Here is an 18,979-nt window from a genome sequence, read left to right on the forward strand (position 1 = left end):
ACCGCTGAAGTGGTGTGTCCCCTGACACCTCAGGGGACACACCACCGGTCAGCTCGCCGTCAGTGAACCGGGCGGCCCGTGATGGACCGCGGGGAGTCCTGCGGGGACAGCGTCGTCGCGGGCGGTTCCGTCGGGAACTGCGTGGCGCAGTGCGTTCCCGGCGCGGGCATGGTGCGGTTGATCAGGTACTTCTCGATGTAGTCGCGCGCACAGGTGCTGTTGCGGAACTGGCCGTGGCCGACGCCGTCGTACTCCAGTACGACCGAGCGCGGGATCTGCCGTGCGGCGGCGTAGTTCCAGGCCGCCGGAGTGGCCACGTCGTCCTTCGCCTTGATGACCAGGATCGGCGGCGTGCCGCTGATCCTGAGGCGATGCTGCGGGTTGGACGTCTTGCCCTGCCAGTTGAGGCAGCTCATGACGTCGCTCCAGAACGGGGAGAGCTCCGTGTGCGGGGCGATGGCCTTGAGGCGGCGCTTGTAGGCGTCGAGCTCGGCGAAGCCGCTGACGTTCCACTTCCAGTCGGAGCACCAGATGACCGGGTAGGCGTAGTTGACGCCCTCGGCGGTCGACGTCGAAGCCTCGGCCGCGGCCCTGGCCGTCGACTTCGCCGCCGCCGATTCCGATGCCACCGGCTTGTCCGCGACCTGCTGGTCCGCCTGGCCGGCCGCCAGCGCCTTCAGCCGCTCGGCCAGCGGGAAGAAGCCCGTCGACGGCTTGTACATCGGATTGAACACCTCGATCCGGAGCTCCTCGTCCGAGATCACGGCGCCGGTCTCCGGGTCCTTCAGGGTGCCGGCCCTGGCCTTGGCCAGCAGGCCGTCCAGGACCGCCGTGGCGTCCTGGCCGTGCAGCGCGCAGGCCGCCGTCTCGCCGCACCACTTCGCGAACGCCAGGTAGGAGCCTTCGAGGTCCTCGGTGGTGGTCTTCATGTACTGGTAGGCCGAGGTGATGCTGTGGTCCATGTTGGAGTCGATGGCCATCGCGCGCAGGTTCTTCGGGAACATCTCGGCGTACTCCTGGCCGACCTGCGTGCCGTAGGAGATGGCGAAGAAGCTGATCTGGCGCTCGCCGAGCGCCGCGCGGATCGAGTCCACGTCGCGCACCACGTTGGTGGTGCCGACGTGGTCGAACAGCGGGCCCGTGCGCTCGCGGCAGTCCTTCGACAGCTTGGCGTTGAAGGCCAGCCAGTTCTGATACTCCGCCTCGTTGGCCGGGTAGGTGAGCGGGGTCTCGTTGACCACGTCCTCGCTGCACAGAATGGGCGTGCTGCTGCCGACGCCGCGGGGGTCCACGCTGACGATGTCGAAGTACTGGCGCAGCGGGCTGTCGTCGGGGATGCCGCGGCCCATGATGTACGCGTTGAGGCCGGACCCACCGGGACCGCCCGGGTGCACGAACAACACGCCCTGCCGCTTGGCCGGGTCGAGCGCCTTCAACCGGCCGATGGCCAGGTCGATCTTCGGGCCGTCGGGCTTCGCGTAGTCCATCGGCACCTTGATGGTGGCGCACTCCCCCTTGTACGTGGTGCCACATTCCGCCCAATCGATCGCGGTCGAAGGGCCTGACTGGGCTGATGCCACTCCGGCGAGCTGGGTCACCAGCGCGGCACCAGCCAGTGCCGCCGTGAACAGTCTTAACCGCACTATCGCTCCTTCCAGAGGTATCCCTTGATCATCCTGGCGGACGACAGTGCGGTTTGCGGGACTTTACGGGGTTTGTTGGTGAATATGAGCGCTAGACGTAGTAGCCCTCGACCGGCGCCCGCGCCTCGTCGTACAGCGCTGGTCCGTCGAGCCGTGCCCCGGCGTTCCCGGCGGGTGGCTTGAGCCCGCCGAGCTGCTCGCTGGACAGCGCGAACACCACCCGCCCGAGCCCCGACCGCTCGATGGCGCCCGTGCACATGCCGCAGGGCTGGCAGCTGGTGTACATGACGGTGGTCGCCGCGGCCTCGGGGCTGAGCTCACGGGCCGCCCAGCGGGCCAGCTTCAGCTCGGGGTGCGCGGTGATGTCGGCGTCGCTGATGGAGGTGTTGACGTCCTCGGCGAGCACGCTGCCGTCCGGCCCCACCAGGAGGGATCCGAAGGGCGGGTTGCCCGCCGCCCGTGCCTTGGCGGCCAGCCCGATGGCCCGGCGCAAGAACTGCTCGTCGTCATGTGTCATGGCTGCTCCGTTCGTGGGTGGTTCGTGTGGAGGTCCCAGGAGGCGGCTACGGCCGCGAGGGCGTGCCAGGCCACCTCGGGGTGGCACGTCTCCCGCGGGTCGCCGCCGAAGGGGTCGAGGACGACGGTGTCCGCGCCGAGGAGGCGTAGCTGTTCGAGGTCGTCCACGATCTGCTCGATCGTGCCCTCACCGGCGCGCCGCTCGGGATCGGTGATCGGCGACGTGGTGAGCCTGAGGATGATGCGGGGCGCCTGGGCGGGCATCGGGCGGCCCTGCTCGTCGGCGAGGGATTTGAGCCGGCCGAAGGCCTCGCGCAGCCAGGGCAGGGTGTTGCGCAGCGGATGCCAGGTCTCGCCGAGGCGCACCGCGCGGCGCAGGCCGGCGTCGCTGTTGCCGCCGATCCAGATCGGCACCGGCCCGCCGCGGTAGTCCGCGCCGTCCGCCCAGGCGGCGCGCAGCGCGTCGAGGTATTCGTCGGTCAGCGCCCCGCGCCGGTGGAACGGCATGCCGAGCGCCTCGAACTCCTGCCGTGCCCAGCCCACGCCCACGCCGAGGACCAGCCGCCCGCCGCTGAGGTCGTTGAGGTTGGCGGCCATCCGGGCGACGAGCAGCGGATGCCGGTACGGCACGATCAGCACCGTGGTCCCGAGCCTGATCCGCTCGGTGATGCCCGCCAGCCAGGCCAGCGTGGTGAAGGGCTCGTAGAACGGCGCCGGATACTGCTCGGCCACGTCCGGCGTCACGACCACGTGGTCCGACAGCATCAGCAGGTCGTAGCCGAGGCCCTCCACCGTCCGCGCCCAGCCGCGCAGCACGTCGGGGTTGGTGCCTGGTCCGAAGTTCGGGACGTTCACGCCTATTCGCACCCGTGCAGGCTAGCCAATGGATCATGGCGGTAGGAAGGGAGTTCTCCCTGCGCACCGGACGATTGGCCGGGGAATTGCCGGTATTTTGGGCCGATGACCGAGAGCCTTGACGCGACGGACTGGGCGATCATCGCCGAGCTCCAGAGAGACGGGCGCGTCGCGCTCACCGAGCTGGGGCGGCGGGTCAACCTCAGCTCCTCCGCGACGACCGAGCGGGTCAAGCGGCTGGAGACGGTCGGCGTCATCACCGGCTACCGGGCCGAGGTCGACCTGGAGAAGGTCGGCTACGCCGTGCTCGCCGTGGTGCGGCTCAAGTATCCAGGCAGTCGGCACGAGCCGCTGCATCGGCTGCTCGGTGAGCGCTCCGAGATCCTCGAATGCCTGCGGACCACCGGTGACGACTGCTACCTGCTGAAGGTGGCCGCGGCCTCCATGGCCCATCTCGAACGGGTCGTGGACGAGCTCGCCCAGTTCGGCAGCACCACCACCAACCTGGTCTACAGCCGGACGCTGCCCTATCGGGGGCCTCAGGCGCGCGCCGACTTCTGATGGGCGCCCCGGTGGCCGGGCCGGCTCCAGTACGTCACGGCGCGCAGCACCCATTCCACCGGCCCGTACCGGTGCCCACGCAGCCACCAATGGCTGAGGAAGACCTGCCCGACGAAGACCACCAGCGCGATCACCACCTCCACCGGCGGGCTGACGCGGTCCACGAGCGCCAGGCCGTACCCCGTGAAGATCAGTGAGCAGATGAGCGACTGCCCCAGATAGTTGGACAGCGCCATCCGGCCCGGCGCCGCCAGCGCCCGTCCGATGCGCGGCAGGTGCGGCAGCAGCCGCAGGAACGTCGCCGCGTAGGCGGCGGCGAGCAGGGGAGCCGTGACCAGGTCCACGGCCTCACCGAGGAACTTGTTCACGCTGCCGTGCCAGGCCGACAGCGTGTAGACGAACGCGCCGCCCAGCCCGAGGGTGAACCCGAGCCACTGCAGCCGGCGGAGCGTGGCCGTGTGCGCGGACACATCGCGCAGCACACCCAGCTTGCCGACCGCCAGCCCGATCAGGCAGGCGGCCAGTACGGCCGGACCCTGGAAGAGCACGCGCAGCACGACGATGAGGGAGAGCTTGCGCAGGTGCTCGCCGATGATCTGGAAGCCCGAGCCGCGCAGGGCCGTGTCGGAGTGCACCGCCTCCGCCACCCCGTGCGAGACCGTCCCGGCCGTGTCCAGACCGACCATCGCGAGGACGGCCAGCAGCACGAAGCCCAGGGCGAGCATGGAGGTCAAGGCGATCGCGAGCATGACCGCGGTCTTGGGCGAGATCTTGCGGAGCAGCAGCAGGGCCAGCCCGACCGCGGCGTAGGTGGTGAGGATGTCACCCGGGAACAGCAGCACCGCGTGGGCCAGCCCGATCAGGAACAGCCCGGCCAGGCGGCGCAGGAACATCGGCACGAACGCCTTGCCCCGCCGTACGGCCGAGTCGACCTGCAGCGTGAAGCTGTAGCCGAACAGGAAGGAGAACAATAAGTAGAACTTGTTCTCCATGAACAGGGTCACGGTCCACCGCACCGCCCAGTCGAGCGGTGAGATGAACGCGGGCTCGGCCATCCCGGCCATCCGGTAGCCGGAGGCCAAAAAGGCGATGTTCACGACGAGGATGCCGAGCAGCGAGAAGCCGCGCAGGGCATCGACCGAAGTGATGCGTGTAGCCATGGATCGCCCAGGTGAAATGGCGGGATGTGTCCTCATCAGCGAACATCATTCCGCAAAACCTGAGGGTTTCCTGTGAATCTAGGTATTTGATGCGATATAGATAAATCGCTCAATGATCACACCCACGGCCACGGCGAATGCCGGGATGGCCACCCACAGCAACCGTCGGCGCGCCTTGACCGCCCGGTTCGGCCCGTTGAGCCGGATCACCTCGTAGCCGAACAGAGTTACCCAGGTCAGGGCCAGTGCCGCGAGGCCGACCGGTGTCCAGGGCGAGGTGGGGTCGCCGGGTCCTATGTACGACCGGGGCTCCGGGATCTCGGTGCCCTTGACGAACTTCTTCCAGGTGTACAGAGCGGCGTCTTTGTTGGCGTAGACCCTCTTGACATCCGGCGAGGCGTCCAGCGCGGCCCTGAACCTGGGACCCCAGTCTGCCGGGAAGCCCTCATTGAGTTGCAGGTAGGCGATCTGACCGGTGCTGACGGCGAGATAGGTGTTGCGCTGGCTGGCCTTGAGCGTCGCGACCGCCTTGGCGATGTTCGTCGGATCCTGGTACACGAGCGCCTGGCCGTTGAAGTTGACCAGTTCGATGTCCTTCTCGCCCCACGGCAGTGTCGGCGTGACCTCGGGGCCCTCCTTGGCCGTCAGGTAGAGGACCTTGGCGCTCGGCTTGTCGTGCGCGTAGATGTAGTGCATCGCGGCGACCTCGCCGGTCGTCACCCGCTCGAACTTCTCGTTGCCGTAGCGGGCGATCAGGAACGCCCCCGCGAACACCACCGCGAAGCAGGCCGCGAGCACGACCGACAGCTTCCTGGTCAGCTCGGGGTTGAAGCGGACGTTCCGCTTGCGCATGGGCACGGTCTCTTCGCGCACGTCCGCGCTGTCGGCGGGCAGGTTCGGGAAGAACGCGTACGCCGCCAGCAGGCAGGCGCCGGGCAGCGCGAACATGTAGATGCGCAGCCCGATCTCGCCGCCGTAGCTCTGCAGCCCCAGCGCCAGGACCGGCACACAGAGCAGGATCAGCGCCGCCCGGTCGACCACCCCGCGCCGCAACCGCCTGAACAGGCCGGTCGCCGCCAGGGCGAGGATCACGACCAGGATGCCCAGCCGCGCCTGCAGCACCATGGCGTGCGCCGGGTCGCTGCCCGCGATGCGGTCGCCGGTGTTGCGTTGCAGGTTCGTCAGGATCCGGCCCAGGCCGCCGAAGATCGCGTCGATCTGGCCCGCCCAGAAGCCCACGGTCTCGTAGCTGATCCAGGCCAGCACGCCCAGACCGAGGAAGAACGGCAGCGCCCAGGTCAGCTTGGTCCGCTTGAAGATGAGGAAGGCCGTCACCACGCCGAGCATCATGAACGGCGTGATCTGGTGCGAGGCCGTCGCCGCGAAGAACAGCGCGAGCAGCATCAGCAGCATCAGCAGCCGGTCGGCCCGGAACGTACCGGTGTTGGCGATCTCGCCCGGCGTCATCGCGTCGAGGCGGCCGAGCAGCTTGCGCAGCCCCTTCGGCGCGATCGGCTTGGTGCGCGGCTCCACCCGCCCGAACCAGCGCAACAAGATCGCGACAAAGGCCAGATAGAGCGCGAAGGTAAAGCCCTGCGGCGAGAAGTAGTCCTGCCCGATCCACTGCACCAGCACGAACAGCAGCGCCGCGTACCAGCGCGCCCGCGTGGTGGCCACCACCTGGCGCAGGATCAGCACGAACGGCAGGAGATAGAGCAGGTTCGTCAGCAGCGGCGTCCACTGCAGGATCGTGGTCATGTCGCTGATGCCGGCGGCTTTGGTCACGAAGGCGAACAGCGCGAAGTAGCCCGGCCAGCCCATGCGGGCGTCGATGCTGATCGCGGTCTCGCCGGTCCGGCCGATGAAGTCGACGAAGCCCGCGTGGATGTACGCCGTGGGGAACCTGGGCTCGCTCGCCACCAGCGAACCCGCGCCGTGCAGGGCGAAGGTGATGACGGCGATCTGGAACAGCAGGAGGAACTTACGGTCCGTGCTCTGGGCGACGGTGACGAAGAACGACACCAGCATGATCAGGATCGCGGCGAACGCGCTGACCGGGAGGGCGGCGATCAGGCCGAGACCGTTGATGTCGGCCGGGTTCACGCCGCGCAGCGGGCCCGGGGCCACGCGCAGGGCGAGGACGTACATGATCAGGCCCTCGACCGTGAGCAGCGCGGGGAGCCACATGGGCGCGCTGCGCCCCAACTGCCGCAGCCGCTCGCCCAGGCCCTTCGCCTTGGCGGGGGCTGGTTCGGTAGCGGCGGGTTCGGCGGTGGTGGGTGCCTTGGTCGGAGGCTCTGCCGGGGTTTTGGCCGGGGTCTTGGTGGCGGTTGAGGCGGGGGTTGTGGCGGGGGGCTCGACGGGCGCTTTCGCGGGAGCCGGGGGAGCTTCCACGGCCAGACTCGCGACCGGGGGGGCCGTCACCTTCGTCGGTACGGTCCCCGCGGCGCTGTCATCCGCGACGGACGCCGACTCGTCCGAGCCCGGACCCTTGGCGCCCTTCGACCCCTTCGGGTCCTTGGTGTCCTCGGGGGCCTTTGGCGGCGTGCCGATATGGAGGGTGGCGGGCAGGCGGATGGCGGGCAGGGTGCCCGTCTCCGCCTCGTCATCGTCGTCACCGTCGGCGACGTCCGTGGCGGCGTCCGGCACGGGGGCGGCCGGCCCCTCCAGGACCGGCAGTCGGGGGATGACGCCCGTGGCGTCCGGATCGAAGGGCACGCCCGTTTCCCCCTCTGCCTCGGTGCCGTCCGTGGAGTCGCCCACGTGCTCGGAGGAGCCCGTGATCCCCGTTGTCATGCCATCGCCGTCGCGTTGCCTCACGTTGACCATCATGCGGCCCCGGACGACCCCTGAGTGACGGGAGCGCGCCGAGTATCGCCAAGAATGAGTATTTTGCGAAGAGATTTGAAGATCAAAAGTGCCATCAAAGTCTCGCTGAGCAACAGGCCGTACCCAACGGCGTTGACCCCGGCGAACGGGAACAGCGCCAGGATCGACACGAGAACGAGCACCGCGAGCCCGATCTGCACGATGGCCAGTTGCCGCGCGTCGCTCCGCGCCCGCAGCACGCTCAAATAGACCTCGATCAGCACCCGTGGCAGCACGGCCAGCGCCATGAGCCGCAGCAGCGTCGTACCCTCCGCCGCGAAGCCTTCGCCGAAGACGCTCAGGATGAGCGGCGCTCCCGCGATCACCACGACGATGATCGGGACGATGATCATAAAGGCTCGCTGCAGCGCCCGCCGGCAGTTCTCGGCCAGTTGCGACCGGTCGAAGGAGCCCTCGACGGTCAGCGACACGGCCATGTTCATGGCCAGCAGTTCGATCATGCTGGCCAGCGTGTGCGCCATCGAGAAGCGCCCGAACGTGGCCTCGTCCACCCGGGTCGCGACGACCGTGGGCACGAGGTAGACGATGGCCAGGATCGACAGCGTGCCGGGGAAGTCGCCGGCCAGGAACCGGCCGATCTGGCGCAGCCGCGGCGGCTCCTGGACGGTCTCGGTCCGCTTCATGTGCCGGGGCACGATGACGCCGAAGATCAGCCAGTTGACCGGGATCAGCGCGAGCGCCGTCGGCACCATCCAGGAGGTGAAGATGCCGCCGTCGGGCAGCGCGCCGGCCATCGCGATCAGCAACCCCATCTTGGCCAGGCCGAAGACCAGGTTGTTGAGCGGCACCCAGGTGGCGTTGCGCAGCCCGGTCAGCACCACGTCCTGCAACGTGAACACCGACCAGACCAGCACCGAGCCGAGGAAGAACAGGCCGGGCCCGAACGCGCCGAGCACCGAGTAGGTGCGTCCCCACAGCGGCAGGGTCAGCAGGAAGCCGAGTGCCGCCACGCCGCCCGTCGCCGCCGCCAGGCCGTACCCCCGCAGGATGAGCTCGGGGATGCGGCGGCCCGCCAGCGGGAGGAAGCGGGAGAGCGCGCCCACCAGGCCCAGCGCGGTCAGCGACGCGAACAGCCGCATCGCGGTGATCATCGCCTGGCCCCGGCCGAACTCCTCGGGCGTGTAGAAGTGGGCGGCCAGCAGCCAGTAGCCCATGCCGAGCGTCGCGGTGATCGCCGTGTTGGCCATCAGCGCGTAGCCGTTGCGGAACAGGGGGTTACGAAGGTCGCGCAGCACCCTCCCCCAGAGGCTAGACATTTCCACGCACCCGCTGCAGGCCGTACTTCGTGCGCCTGACGATCGCGTAGCCCTTGGTCAGGACCCGCTCCTTCAGGTAGATCAGGGGCACGCCGGTGCCCTCGACGGCGCGCTTGAACATGCTGATGGAGGTGTGCCGCGCCACGGTCAGCCGGGGGATGGCCAGCATGTCGTGACGGTCGGCGGCGATCGAGTTGTTCACCGCGCAGGCGGCGAAGTAGCCGGCCTTGCGCACCTCGCGCCGCACGCGGGCGCTGGAGTAGCCGTAGGGGTAGGCCATGGTGGCGACCGGCGCGCCGATCTTCTCCTCCAGCAGGCCCTTGTTCTTGCGCAGCTCCTGGCGCAGCTCGTCGATGTGGAGCTGGTCGAGCTGCGGGTGGCTGTGGCTGTGGCCGCCGATCTCCATGCCGGCCTGGGCGGTCTCGCGGGCCTGGCCCCAGGTCAGCATGTCGTCGAGCGGCCGGCCCGCGGCGTCGTCGCCGGCGTCCGCCACCCAGCCACTGGTCAGGAAGACCGTGGCCGGGAACTTGTAGCGGTCGAGCAGCGGCAGCGCGCGGCTGTGGAAGTCGGCGTAGCCGTCGTCGAAGGTCAGGACGATGGGTTTGTCCGGCATGCACCTGCCGTTGTTCTTGTTCAGTGAGGCCACCAGATCGCCCAGCGTGAGCGGGGTGAACCCGCTCTCCGACAGGTAGGCGAGCTGCTCGTCCAGGTCCGACGGCCGTACCGAGTGAGGGAGTGTCTCCTCGTTCGGGTCGTCGGCGACAGAGTGGTACATCAATATCGGTACGCGGATCATCAGCGCACTGCCTTCAGTCGTGCCGAGCCGATCAGGTAACCCCAGGTGGTCCAGGCCAGGCCGACCACGATCGCGGCGGCCCGGCCGAGCCCGCCGACGTCGCCCCGGAACGCCTCGCCGACGCCCCGCAGCGCGCCGAGCGGCAGCGTCTTCAGCGCGTGCGCCCGCTCGCTGGCCAGTCCGTCCTGGGTGCCCACCTCCTGCGTGACCAGGGCCTTGGACAGTCCCTCCGCGTAGCACCTGGATCTGAAGTAGGCGAACCGCTCGCGCTGGCGCGACACCTTGTGCCCGATCAGCGCGCGCGGCTCGAACAGCATGACCGAGCCGGGCTTGCGCTGGCTCAGCCTGATGCAGAACTCGGTCTCCTCGCAGCCCAGCGGCCGGCTCTTGCGGCCCTGCACGCTGCGCCCGATGCCGCTGTGGAAGCCGCCCACCTCGGAGACGACCTCACGCAGGAAGGCGGCGTTGCCGCCCATCACGTTGCGGATCGGCGCTCTTACCGCGGGCATGCCGCGATAAGAGCAGCCGACCGTCCAGTCGAACTCGTAGGGGAACCAGCGCGGCCTGCGCTGGGACGCCCACAACGGCTCGGTACGACCGCCCACGCCGACGACACCCGGTTCCTGGAAGCCCTCCTCCAAAGCCTCCAGCCAGCCGGGATCGGCGACGGCGTCGTCGTCGAGGTACGCGACGATGTCACCGGTGGCCGTGGCCACGCCGGTGTTCTTGCCGCCGGACAGCCCCTTCTCGTGCGTGTTCTCCACCACAATGGCCTGTGGGTAAGCACGCTTGAGTTTCAGGTGCAGGTCCGGGTTGTAGTCGACGACCAGGATCAGCTCGTACGGTCGTCGCCGCTGATTCTCGACCGACTCGACGGCTTGCCTGATGTCCTCCCACCGCTCGTCGGTGTATACGCAGATGACAACAGACGTCTTCACAACGGACCTTCTTACGCGACACCCCGGTCTGCGGCCGGAGCAGTGGCGGGCTTGGGCTGCGGAGGGGCGGGCTGGCGGCGCCACTCTCGCAGGATGGTCTTCAGCACTCGCATACCGTCACGCACGACGCGCAGGTTGCTCTCGCCGTGGATCCGGTTGCGCTCGTGGCTCGGCACCTCGTGCACCTTCAATCCGGCCTTGGCGGCGCGGACGTTCAGCAGCGTCTCCACCTCGAAACCGTCGCAATCGAGGTCGAGCACCTCGAGGTGGCGGGCCCAGAAGGCGTTGTAGCCGTAGCACAGGTCGGTGTACTGGGTGCCGTACATCACATTGACGATGCCGGTGAGGACTTTGTTGCCCAACCGGCGGCCGACGGTCAGGTCGTCGCTGCCGCCACCGGCGGCGTAGCGCGAGCCCTTGACGAAGTCGGCGCCGGTCACCAGCGCACCGACGAACGTGATGATCTCGTGGCCGTCGGTGGAGCCGTCGGCGTCGATCATCACGATGATGTCGCCGCTGGCGGCGGCGAAGCCGGCGGCCAAGGCGTCACCCTTGCCCTTGCCGGTCTGGGTGACCACCTTCAGGTTGGGCCGCAGGCGTCTGGCCACCGCCACGGTGTCGTCGACGGAGTTGCCGTCGACCAGGATGATCTCATCGATCCACTGGGGCAGCGTGGCGAAGACATGAGGCAGGTTGTCCGCCTCGTTCATGGCCGGGACCACGACGCTCACCGTGGGAGAGATGGCCAGGTGAGGCGTTACCGGGGTGAAACGCTCAATAGGTGGCATCGATCGCAGGGGCGCGATCTGCACTTTGCCGTTGTGCTTGGCGATGTCGGGACTCATGGTGAGGGAATTCCTTCCGAGACCCAGCACACTGGCCGGACGCAGCCACTCCCGGGTGCAGGAGGAATGGCGGTGCTGCGAACGGTGCATGAAGGGTCCACTGGGAGCGAGGGTTGCGCGGGGATTGCTAGGGCTGTACGGGTGGGGGCGCTAGCGCGCTCCCGTTGGTTCCTTGACGACTGCGTTGGATGACTCCTGGTGCTGCAAAGTGCTGCGCACCCGACCGAAACCCTTCAGGACTCTGTCGGCTGCCCTATAGAGAGACGGCCGGTCCATGACAATTGTTCGGGCTTTGTTGAAAGGAGTTCTGCCCATCCAGTGCACCGCCGCCGACGCGGAGGGTCTGGAGACCCGGCCCTCGGCGACGTACAGCACCCCACTCTTGAGCCAGTCCTTGTATTCCTTGCCGCCCTTGCCCATGTCCACCATGTGCAACCCGGCCGCCGCGGCGGCCTCTGCCATTTGCAGATGGTGCACGATGCCCGGTGAGTACCGGGCGAACTCGGTGTCGTAAGCGGGGAACCACCCGACGAGCGTGGTGGCCGTGCGCAGTCCAAAATGGCCGGCGACTGGCACGTCTCCCGCGTACAGCATGGTAAGGACACCCGAGAAGTCAGCCGACTTCTCGGCGAACATCAGGTCGATCAGCTCGACGATCCAGGGTTGGGCGAACCGGTCGACCCGGCCCGTCCGTCTGTACTGGTCGGACTTCCACGCGAGCAGGGTGCGCAGCACTTCCGGATCGGCCGAAGCCCATTCGAAGCGCAGCCCACCGTGCTCCCTGCCGAACTTGCGCTCCTTGTAGCGCACGGTCTTCAGGTTCTTGGGGGAGTTGGTCTTCACCTGCTGGAGCCAGGCGTCGAAGCCCTGGGTGAAGTCCATGACCGGCGCCGGGCGCACGTCGCTCTCGTAAGGCGCGAACGTCGGCTGCCCCGCGACCAGGTGGTCGAAGTCGAAGACGCTGAGCTTGCAGGCCCTCAGCAGCGCGCGGGCCTCTAACTTCAGGTCCGGCTCGGAGATCAGGCCATGGCAGGTGGTGAGGAAGCCGCCGAGCGGCTTGCCGATGCCGAAGCTGTGGCGCTCGTACGGGAAGAAGCCGGCGATGCCGGTCTCGTCCTGGATGACCGCGACCCGGACCCGATCCCGCAGCCGGTCCATCGCCAAGGCGAATTCGACGGAGAGGAATGGATTGTCCAGGCTCGGGTCCGCCTTCTGAAGCGCCCGCCACCTGGCCCGCTCGGACTCGCCGAGGTCTCCGGGGCGAACCACTGTGATGTTCACCTTGGCCTGGCCCCCTGTTCGGTCTGCATGTTCTTCCCCCGGTACAACACGCGAAGCACGTACATGAAGCCTCCGAGCACGGCGACCGTTGCCACACCGGCCCGAGGCGACCATGCGTTGAACTGCAGCATGGCTTGGGCGAGAAGCACGTTAAGCACGAGACTTGCCGCAGCTCCTACTGATAGTGCGGCAAGCGGGTCACGATCACGCAACAGTCCTACGACTGCGGCTCCTGGCACCACCAGAAGGAAGAGAGAGATGAGGAGCGGGCGCAGCGGTGTCTGGATGTCGAACAGCGCGATCACCGCTCCCGCGATGCAGGCGAGCGCGAGGAGCCACGTCAGCGCTCTGCGGTGCTTGAGCATCTACTTGTCTTCTCTCCTGGGGCCTAGCTGGGTAAAGGCGCGATTGATCGCATTTCATGGGACCAATGCACCCGTGGACACGTCAATGCCGACGCTTGGCGACGCGCTCCGGTTTACCGGCAGGCAGATATTCTTCGTGTGTTTTTGAACACACGGTCATACTCCGGCCTCCGTTGCGGTCCCCAAACCACAAGGATGCCCTACTTGCGGCAAGATCTTCGAGCTATGGTCCGTTTTATCCCCACTTGTCACGTAAGTGTACTCCGGGCTCAGCGGCCACTGGCGTGGGGGAGGTCCATTTGACGACCGGGAGTCAGAATTTCCCGCCTTATCAGGCGGAATGTCATCCTGAGTAACCATCAGGAGTCGTGGGGCGGGTCCACCTGGAGGTTGTCCACGGACGTGCTCTGCGTCGGCCCGCTGGGCGTCTGGCTCGGCTCGGGACCGCTCGTCGGCTGGTCCGTGGGCGGCTCCGGGGTCTGCTGCGTGCCGCCGTGCCACGACAGCGAGCATTTCGCGCCGCCGCCGTTGGAGCTGAAGGACACCGAGCCGCTGCCACCGGTGGTGGGGTCATCGACCGTGACCCAGATCGCCATCGAGCTGCCCGCCTTGATCGACCCGCTGGCGGGGTACACCTGCAGCCCCGCGGACGCGCTCGCGCGCCAGGCGACGGTGGCGTTGCGCGCGGTCAGCCCGATCTTCGCGGCGTCCTCGACACCGTCCGGGCAGGAGGTGGCGAATCGGGCGCCGCGCACGGTCTGCCGGCGGGTGGCCGTTGGGGCCGCCGCGGGCTTGGTGGTCGTGGCGGGTCTCGTGCTCGGCACGCCGCCGCGAGACGACGTGGGGGAGGGATCGGGCGTGGGCGTGCTGTCGTCCTCCGACTCGGGCTCCGGCGTGGTGCCGGTCAGGTCGTCGGGAGAGCTGGTCGGGTCGTCAGGAGAGGCATCGTCAGGAGAGGCGTCGTCAGGAGAGGCGGAGGCCGAGGGGGCGGGGGCCACCCGCAGCGCGGTCTTGGCGGGGTCGCCGCTGTTCATCGCGACCATGGCGCCCGTCGCCGCGAGCACCGCCGCGCCGGCCAGCAGCACGGGCCCGAGGCGGCGCGGCCGGCGGCGGCGCGAGCGGCGCTCGACCGCCACCGGAAATCCGGTGCGGTCGAAGCTGTCGCCCCGGTCGGTGATCAGCGTCCGGGTCTGGTTCCGCTCCGGGTTGACGCAGGTGTCGACCACCCTGCGGCGCAGCGAGATGGGGGGATAGGCCACCGGCACCATGTCGAGCAGCCGGGTGGCCGCCACCTGCCGGTGCCGCCCCTCCGTACACACCTCGCACCCTGAGATGTGTCCCGACAACCGCCGCCGCAGCAACGAGGTGAGCGGCCCTTCCCACGAGTCCAGCATCGCCGACAGATCCGGACAGTGCGCCCGTCCGGTCCTGGCCAGGATCACGGCGGCGGCGGCGTTCTCCAGATGATCGCGGGCCCGGCCGAGCCGGGCGGCGGCCTGGCGAGAGGTCAGCCCGAGCACCGCGCCCACCTCCGCCGGGGTGAGCCCGTGACGCAGCGACAGCTCCAGGACCTCGCGCTCGTTCCTGCTCAGCTCCCCGAGCGCCTCGTACACCAGCGCGGCGAGCTCGGGATCCTCCGGCTCGTCGAAGACCGGCAACGGCACGCTGTCGGTCTTGGCCGAGCCGCTCCTGTGGGCCAGCCGGGCGACAGCCTGGAACCTGGTCAGCGCGTACAACCAGGCTCTCAGCCGGCCGCTCTCCTTCAGTCGCGAGACGCACCCGTGCGCGGTGACGAGCGCGTCATGTACGGAATCGGCCGCGGCGTCGCGCTCCCCGGTAAGAGAGCACGCGTAGTCGTGCAACCGCTCGGCATAAGCGTCATAGAGCTTGGCCGCGCCTTCGACGGCACCCATCCGAAGCGCGTCGACCACCTGCTGATCGTCACCGCGGTCAACAGCCGGCCATCCAGACACGTTTCCTCCCCCGCTGGTCGAGGGCGGAAGCCCTCACGGCGGGTAGGACGCCTCCCCGCGCGAGCGGGGTTACCACAGCGTGTCAGTCCATGCCCAACTGGCATGAGCTGGGAAAACAGTGTCAGATGTGACTAATGGGGTCAGCCATCGCAGCGCGGCGCGCAGAGGCGGCGCTGCATGCCCTGGAGGAAGAAGTCGCGCACCTGCAGCACGTTCTTGGCGATGTAAGCCTCGCCACCGGTCGCCTGCGCGAGCGCGTCCATCTGCTGCTTGCCCTTGGGGGCGTCCGGGCCGAAGGCGATGAGGAGGATGCTGACCGGGCGCTTGGGGTTATACGTCTTCTTGAGATAGTTCAGGATCTGCTTGTTGCTGAGCCCGCCGTCCGGATCGTCGTTGCCGGCGCCGTCGGTGAGGATCACGATCGTGTTGATCTTGTCTTCCTGGTACGACTTCGTCATTTCCGCGTACGCGGCCTTGAGCGTGTCGTTCAGCCCTGTGTCACCCGTGGCCTTGGCCTGGGCGGCCCCCAGTTGCCGGCCCAAGGCGTCCTTGCGGAGCACGCCGTTGACGCTCTCGCTGAGCGGCCCGACCGAGACCACCTCGCGCCAGTCCTTGCCCTGTCCGTCGAGGTGGGTGGAGAACGCCCACACCCCGATCTCCGCATCGGCGGGGAACAGCCCGAGCCCCTCGACGGCGATCTTGCCGATGGCCTGCATGCGGGTCATCTTCGTACCGGGGACGGGCAGCGCCATCGTGCCCGAGACGTCGAGCAGGGTGAGCAGGCGGGTGCCGAGGTTCAGCCGGGACCAGGTCTGCGCCATGCTCACCACGGTCTTGTCGTCCGGGGCGGGCAGCGGTGTGGGCGGGGCCGGGTTGAAGCCCTTGTCCTTGGACAGGGCGTCGCCGGCCTTGCCGTCGGGCGTACGGAAGCCCTGCTCGCGCAGCGTCCGGTGGGCCGACTCGGTACCGAGCTCCTGCTTGAACGCCGCGGCGGCCTTCTGCGCCGCCGCGTCCTTGGTGACGATGACGAGCGGGTAGTCGAGGCTGAGCGTGCCTTCGGCCGGGTAGAGCGGCACCACCGGGGTGTCAGGCTTTTTCGTGTTGTGGAGGTAGATGGTCTGCTCGGACGTGACGCCGATCGGGACCTTGCTCCCGGACTTCACGGTCAGGCTGGCCAGCAGCGCGGTCGGGTCGGCGACGAGCTGGCCCGACAACTCCTTGAGCGCGCCCACCAGCGCCTTGCTCTGACCGGCCTGCTGGGCCGAGCCGGCGGCGGCCAGCAGCGCGGCCATCCCGGCCGAGTTCTTCTGCGGGTCGAGGGCCAGTACGCGAACCTTCTTGCCGGGTCCGTCCGGATTGGCGACGTTCGCCGCCGCGATGACGCCTGCCCAGCTCGGCTGGAGGCTGCTGGCCAGCTTGGCCGCCGCGGCCTTGGCGGCCACCAGCACGACCGGCGAGGTGGCGACCGAGCCGCTGGACTCCGGCAGGGCGGCGCCCGCGGCGGCCTGGCCACGGAGCCTGGAGACGACGAGGCTGGAGTCGGCCACCCACAAGTCGGCGTTGATCTTGCCGGCGGCCAGCGCGTTCGCGGTCCGCGCCGCGGCCTCCTTGGCCACCGTCACCTCGACGCAGCGGCTGTCGATCGAGTGCATGGCCTTGTTGTAGTTGCCGGCGATCTTGTTGAGCGCGGGCTGGATGTCCGGGCTCGCGACGACGCGCAGCGGCAACTTGCCGTTCGAGCAGTCGTGGTCGCGGTTGAAGATGACGAACGCCGCGACGCCCAGCAGCACAGCGAGCGCGACCGCCCCGGCGAGCGGGACGAACACCTTGCCGCGGCCACCACCGTTCCCACGCTTTCGGGGAGTCGGTTCCTGAGCCTGGTAGCCGCCGTCGAGCTCGTCTGTGCGGTGTCGCCCCACGATGTCCTCTTCGGTGTGTCGGGACCTTCCGGAGACCCTAGCGGGAGATACTCCGCAATACTTCCGGAACGATACTCGGTGCGCTTACTGTGGCAAAACAGCCCGTTTGGTGCGACGATTACCTGGTGTGACGGTCAATGGCAGCATGAGTGACCGCGCCAGGCCCGAGTTCCCTCCCTCGTGGCGACCGCCGCCAGAGCCACCGCCACCACCGGATCGACCCACCACCAGCCGAGCGTGTTCAGCCACAATCCCGTCAGAACGCCCGCGGCCATCGCGGCGCAGATGAGGTTCTGGGTGCCCTCCCCGGAGGTCGCGGGGGACCCGAGCCGCCGGCCGAGCCGCCGCTTGACCAACCCCAGCACCGGCATGCTGGCCAGGCTGACCGCGGTCACCACGATGCCGAGCACGGTCGGCACGGCCCGATGGCCGGCGTCGAGATCGTGGACGACGTGGATGACCAGATAGGGCGCCAACAGCCAGAAGCTCACCGCGACCGCCCGCCCCGCCCGGCGCTCCGCGCTCGGCGACAGCGTGCGCGAGCCGGTGAACCGCCACACCACGATCAGGCTCGCCGCCGCCTCCACCAGAGCCGACAGCCCCCAGCCGATCAGCGCCACCGAATGCGCCCCCAGCCCCGCGGCCAGCCCGAGCGTGCTCTCCACCGCCAGCCACACGAGGGTGAGCACCGAAAGGGAGCGAGCCACGCGCGCAGCGCGCAGCCAGTCGGCTGACGCGGCCGGATGAGCGTGCTGTTCAGGCACCTTGAACCGTTCCTGAAACAGTGAACGTGAGTTGCACTGGCGCGCCCCGAACGGTGTTGGGTGCGCTGGTTGCCCGCGTTCTGGCCGTATCCGGGCCCGGCGCATCGTGTGCGCGGTCCGGTGTGCGGTGGCGGGTTTCCTCACGCCCGGCGGCACACGGTGCGGCCTGGACGCTCCGATGCCCCGCACGATCGCTCTGGTCGTGCGGGGGCGGTGCCGTCCGTCGTCGGATCGGGTACTGCTGGGCGCGTCGTGCGATGGCCACGGCGGCTGCGGCGTGGCGGCTGGTTGGGCGCTTGGGGTTGGTCAGGGGGTTCTGCCAGTGCTGGGCTCCCCACCGGGAGGTGTAGGCGGGATCCACTGCGATGACGCTGATACCGGCCGCCTGGGCCATGGAGGTGAGGCGGGCTTTGAGCTTGCCGGTGGGGATGCCGGAAATAAGCCGTCGGAATCGCTTGTTGCGGCCGTGTTTCTCGCGGGTCTTGTCCTGCGCGAAGTCGAGGTCTTCGATGGCGATCGCCGTCACCTGGCACCCCCGGGCCCAGTGCAGCAGTCGGGTCAGGGTGTGCCGGACCTGGGCGTCGCGGTGGCTGGCGGTGCCGGACAGGTCGTAGCCGAAGCGGCGCGGGTTGCCGATCGGGTTGCCGTGCACGTCCAGTCGCCAGGCGGCCAGGTGGTCGGCGTTGGTGTCCACGCCGATCACCCCGTCGGCCAGCGCGGCCTGCAGCGGGATGGTCGGGGTCGGCTGATGCTGCCAGGAGGCGGTCAGATACCAGCGGCCGCTGTCTCGTCGGCTGCGGGCCCCGCCCGGGTGGGCGTCCAGGTGGATGCGGTAGGCGACGGTCCGGTTGGCCTTGATGAGGTCGGCCCACTCCTGGCCGCGATGCGCGAAGCGCACCCTGGCCGACAGGATGTAGCGGCCGTGGGCGGCGTTGGCCAGGTGAGCCAGCGGGGCCGGGAGTTTGATCGAAACCTCGCCGTCGGGGGTGAGGCGGATGGTCTCGTTGCCGTAGCGCTTGCCCGACTCGCCATCGACCTGCAGAAACCACCGCTCGGCCTGCCACCGCTCGCGCCACTGCGCTTCGCTGAGATGGGCGGCGGCCAGCTGATGGCGGGCGTTGAACAGTCGCTTGCCACCCCGTACGATGTGCACCCGTCCGGCCTCGAAGTCGGCCCGCTCCCGCTCCAGCCGGTCGGACAGCACGTGCAGGCGACGCT

The 18,979-nt window shown here is 68.8% G+C and carries 16 protein-coding genes; 1 reads left to right on the forward strand and 15 read right to left on the reverse strand.

Features of this window, described 5'->3' with window-relative positions; all coding sequences use genetic code 11:
* Window positions 1-59: 59 nt before the first annotated feature.
* From AB0J16_RS17930 to AB0J16_RS17940, 3 genes are all read right to left on the reverse strand, one after another.
* Window positions 60-1,643: an alpha/beta hydrolase gene (locus AB0J16_RS17930; protein ID WP_358540283.1), complete on the reverse strand. Its 1,584-nt coding sequence runs from the start codon at window positions 1,641-1,643 to the stop codon at window positions 60-62.
* 91 nt (window positions 1,644-1,734) lie between these two features.
* Window positions 1,735-2,160 carry a nucleoside deaminase gene (locus tag AB0J16_RS17935; RefSeq protein WP_358540285.1) on the reverse strand — a complete coding sequence of 142 codons (426 nt, stop codon included), beginning with the start codon at window positions 2,158-2,160 and terminating at the stop codon, window positions 1,735-1,737.
* On the reverse strand, window positions 2,157-3,026 hold the full coding sequence (locus tag AB0J16_RS17940) for an LLM class flavin-dependent oxidoreductase (RefSeq protein WP_358540287.1): 870 nt from the start codon (window positions 3,024-3,026) through the stop codon (window positions 2,157-2,159). The genes AB0J16_RS17935 and AB0J16_RS17940 overlap by 4 nt, the downstream gene beginning before the upstream one ends.
* A gap of 93 nt (window positions 3,027-3,119) precedes the next feature.
* Here AB0J16_RS17940 and AB0J16_RS17945 point away from each other — a divergent pair, with 93 nt between their 5' ends.
* Window positions 3,120-3,575 (forward strand): Lrp/AsnC family transcriptional regulator, encoded by a 456-nt coding sequence (locus tag AB0J16_RS17945; protein ID WP_358540290.1) that lies wholly within the window; start codon window positions 3,120-3,122, stop codon window positions 3,573-3,575.
* Here AB0J16_RS17945 and AB0J16_RS17950 read toward each other — a convergent pair.
* The 12 genes from AB0J16_RS17950 to AB0J16_RS18005 all read right to left on the reverse strand — a co-directional run.
* Entirely contained in the window at window positions 3,554-4,735 is a 1,182-nt protein-coding gene (locus AB0J16_RS17950; protein ID WP_358540293.1) for a DUF418 domain-containing protein, read from the reverse strand. The genes AB0J16_RS17945 and AB0J16_RS17950 overlap by 22 nt on opposite strands.
* Window positions 4,736-4,813: 78 nt before the next feature.
* Complete coding sequence (locus tag AB0J16_RS17955) at window positions 4,814-7,555, reverse strand: hypothetical protein (protein ID WP_358540296.1); 2,742 nt, start codon at window positions 7,553-7,555, stop codon at window positions 4,814-4,816.
* Window positions 7,556-7,563: 8 nt separating this feature from the next.
* On the reverse strand, window positions 7,564-8,880 hold the full coding sequence (locus AB0J16_RS17960; protein ID WP_358540299.1) for a hypothetical protein: 1,317 nt from the start codon (window positions 8,878-8,880) through the stop codon (window positions 7,564-7,566).
* Window positions 8,873-9,676 carry a polysaccharide deacetylase family protein gene (locus AB0J16_RS17965; protein WP_357644162.1) on the reverse strand — a complete coding sequence of 268 codons (804 nt, stop codon included), beginning with the start codon at window positions 9,674-9,676 and terminating at the stop codon, window positions 8,873-8,875. The genes AB0J16_RS17960 and AB0J16_RS17965 overlap by 8 nt, the downstream gene beginning before the upstream one ends.
* Window positions 9,676-10,614, reverse strand: a complete 939-nt coding sequence (locus AB0J16_RS17970; protein WP_357956014.1) for a glycosyltransferase family 2 protein — start codon at window positions 10,612-10,614, stop codon at window positions 9,676-9,678. Before AB0J16_RS17970 ends, AB0J16_RS17965 begins: the two co-directional genes overlap by 1 nt.
* Before the next feature lie 11 nt (window positions 10,615-10,625).
* Complete coding sequence (locus AB0J16_RS17975; protein ID WP_358540302.1) at window positions 10,626-11,459, reverse strand: glycosyltransferase family 2 protein; 834 nt, start codon at window positions 11,457-11,459, stop codon at window positions 10,626-10,628.
* A 150-nt stretch (window positions 11,460-11,609) separates the two neighbouring features.
* The gene (locus AB0J16_RS17980; protein ID WP_357956009.1) at window positions 11,610-12,728 is read right to left on the reverse strand and encodes a GNAT family N-acetyltransferase; all 1,119 of its coding nucleotides are present in this window, start codon (window positions 12,726-12,728) and stop codon (window positions 11,610-11,612) included.
* An 8-nt stretch (window positions 12,729-12,736) separates the two neighbouring features.
* Window positions 12,737-13,105, reverse strand: a complete 369-nt coding sequence (locus AB0J16_RS17985; RefSeq protein ID WP_357956007.1) for a hypothetical protein — start codon at window positions 13,103-13,105, stop codon at window positions 12,737-12,739.
* A 359-nt stretch (window positions 13,106-13,464) separates the two neighbouring features.
* Window positions 13,465-15,078, reverse strand: coding sequence for a sigma-70 family RNA polymerase sigma factor (locus tag AB0J16_RS17990; protein WP_358540305.1), 1,614 nt, complete (start codon window positions 15,076-15,078; stop codon window positions 13,465-13,467).
* A gap of 140 nt (window positions 15,079-15,218) precedes the next feature.
* The gene (locus AB0J16_RS17995; RefSeq protein ID WP_358540308.1) at window positions 15,219-16,997 is read right to left on the reverse strand and encodes a substrate-binding domain-containing protein; all 1,779 of its coding nucleotides are present in this window, start codon (window positions 16,995-16,997) and stop codon (window positions 15,219-15,221) included.
* 134 nt (window positions 16,998-17,131) lie between these two features.
* Window positions 17,132-17,704 carry a cation transporter gene (locus tag AB0J16_RS18000; RefSeq protein ID WP_358540311.1) on the reverse strand — a complete coding sequence of 191 codons (573 nt, stop codon included), beginning with the start codon at window positions 17,702-17,704 and terminating at the stop codon, window positions 17,132-17,134.
* Window positions 17,705-17,753: 49 nt separating this feature from the next.
* A partial coding sequence (locus AB0J16_RS18005) for a transposase (RefSeq protein ID WP_358540314.1) occupies window positions 17,754-18,979 on the reverse strand: 1,226 nt, incomplete at its 5' end.

It is taken from the genome of Nonomuraea sp. NPDC049750 (assembly GCF_040659625.1).
GTDB lineage: Bacteria > Actinomycetota > Actinomycetes > Streptosporangiales > Streptosporangiaceae > Nonomuraea.

Excerpts from the sequence above, each read along its gene's own strand:
- AB0J16_RS17935 (WP_358540285.1), bottom strand. The coding sequence starts at position 2,160 with ATGACACATGACGACGAGCAGTTCTTGCGCCGGGCCATCGGGCTGGCC.
- AB0J16_RS17985 (WP_357956007.1), bottom strand. The coding sequence starts at position 13,105 with ATGCTCAAGCACCGCAGAGCGCTGACGTGGCTCCTCGCGCTCGCCTGC.
- AB0J16_RS17945 (WP_358540290.1), top strand. The coding sequence starts at position 3,120 with ATGACCGAGAGCCTTGACGCGACGGACTGGGCGATCATCGCCGAGCTC.
- AB0J16_RS17950 (WP_358540293.1), bottom strand. The coding sequence starts at position 4,735 with ATGGCTACACGCATCACTTCGGTCGATGCCCTGCGCGGCTTCTCGCTG.
- AB0J16_RS17975 (WP_358540302.1), bottom strand. The coding sequence starts at position 11,459 with ATGAGTCCCGACATCGCCAAGCACAACGGCAAAGTGCAGATCGCGCCC.
- AB0J16_RS17960 (WP_358540299.1), bottom strand. The coding sequence starts at position 8,880 with ATGTCTAGCCTCTGGGGGAGGGTGCTGCGCGACCTTCGTAACCCCCTG.
- AB0J16_RS17965 (WP_357644162.1), bottom strand. The coding sequence starts at position 9,676 with ATGATCCGCGTACCGATATTGATGTACCACTCTGTCGCCGACGACCCG.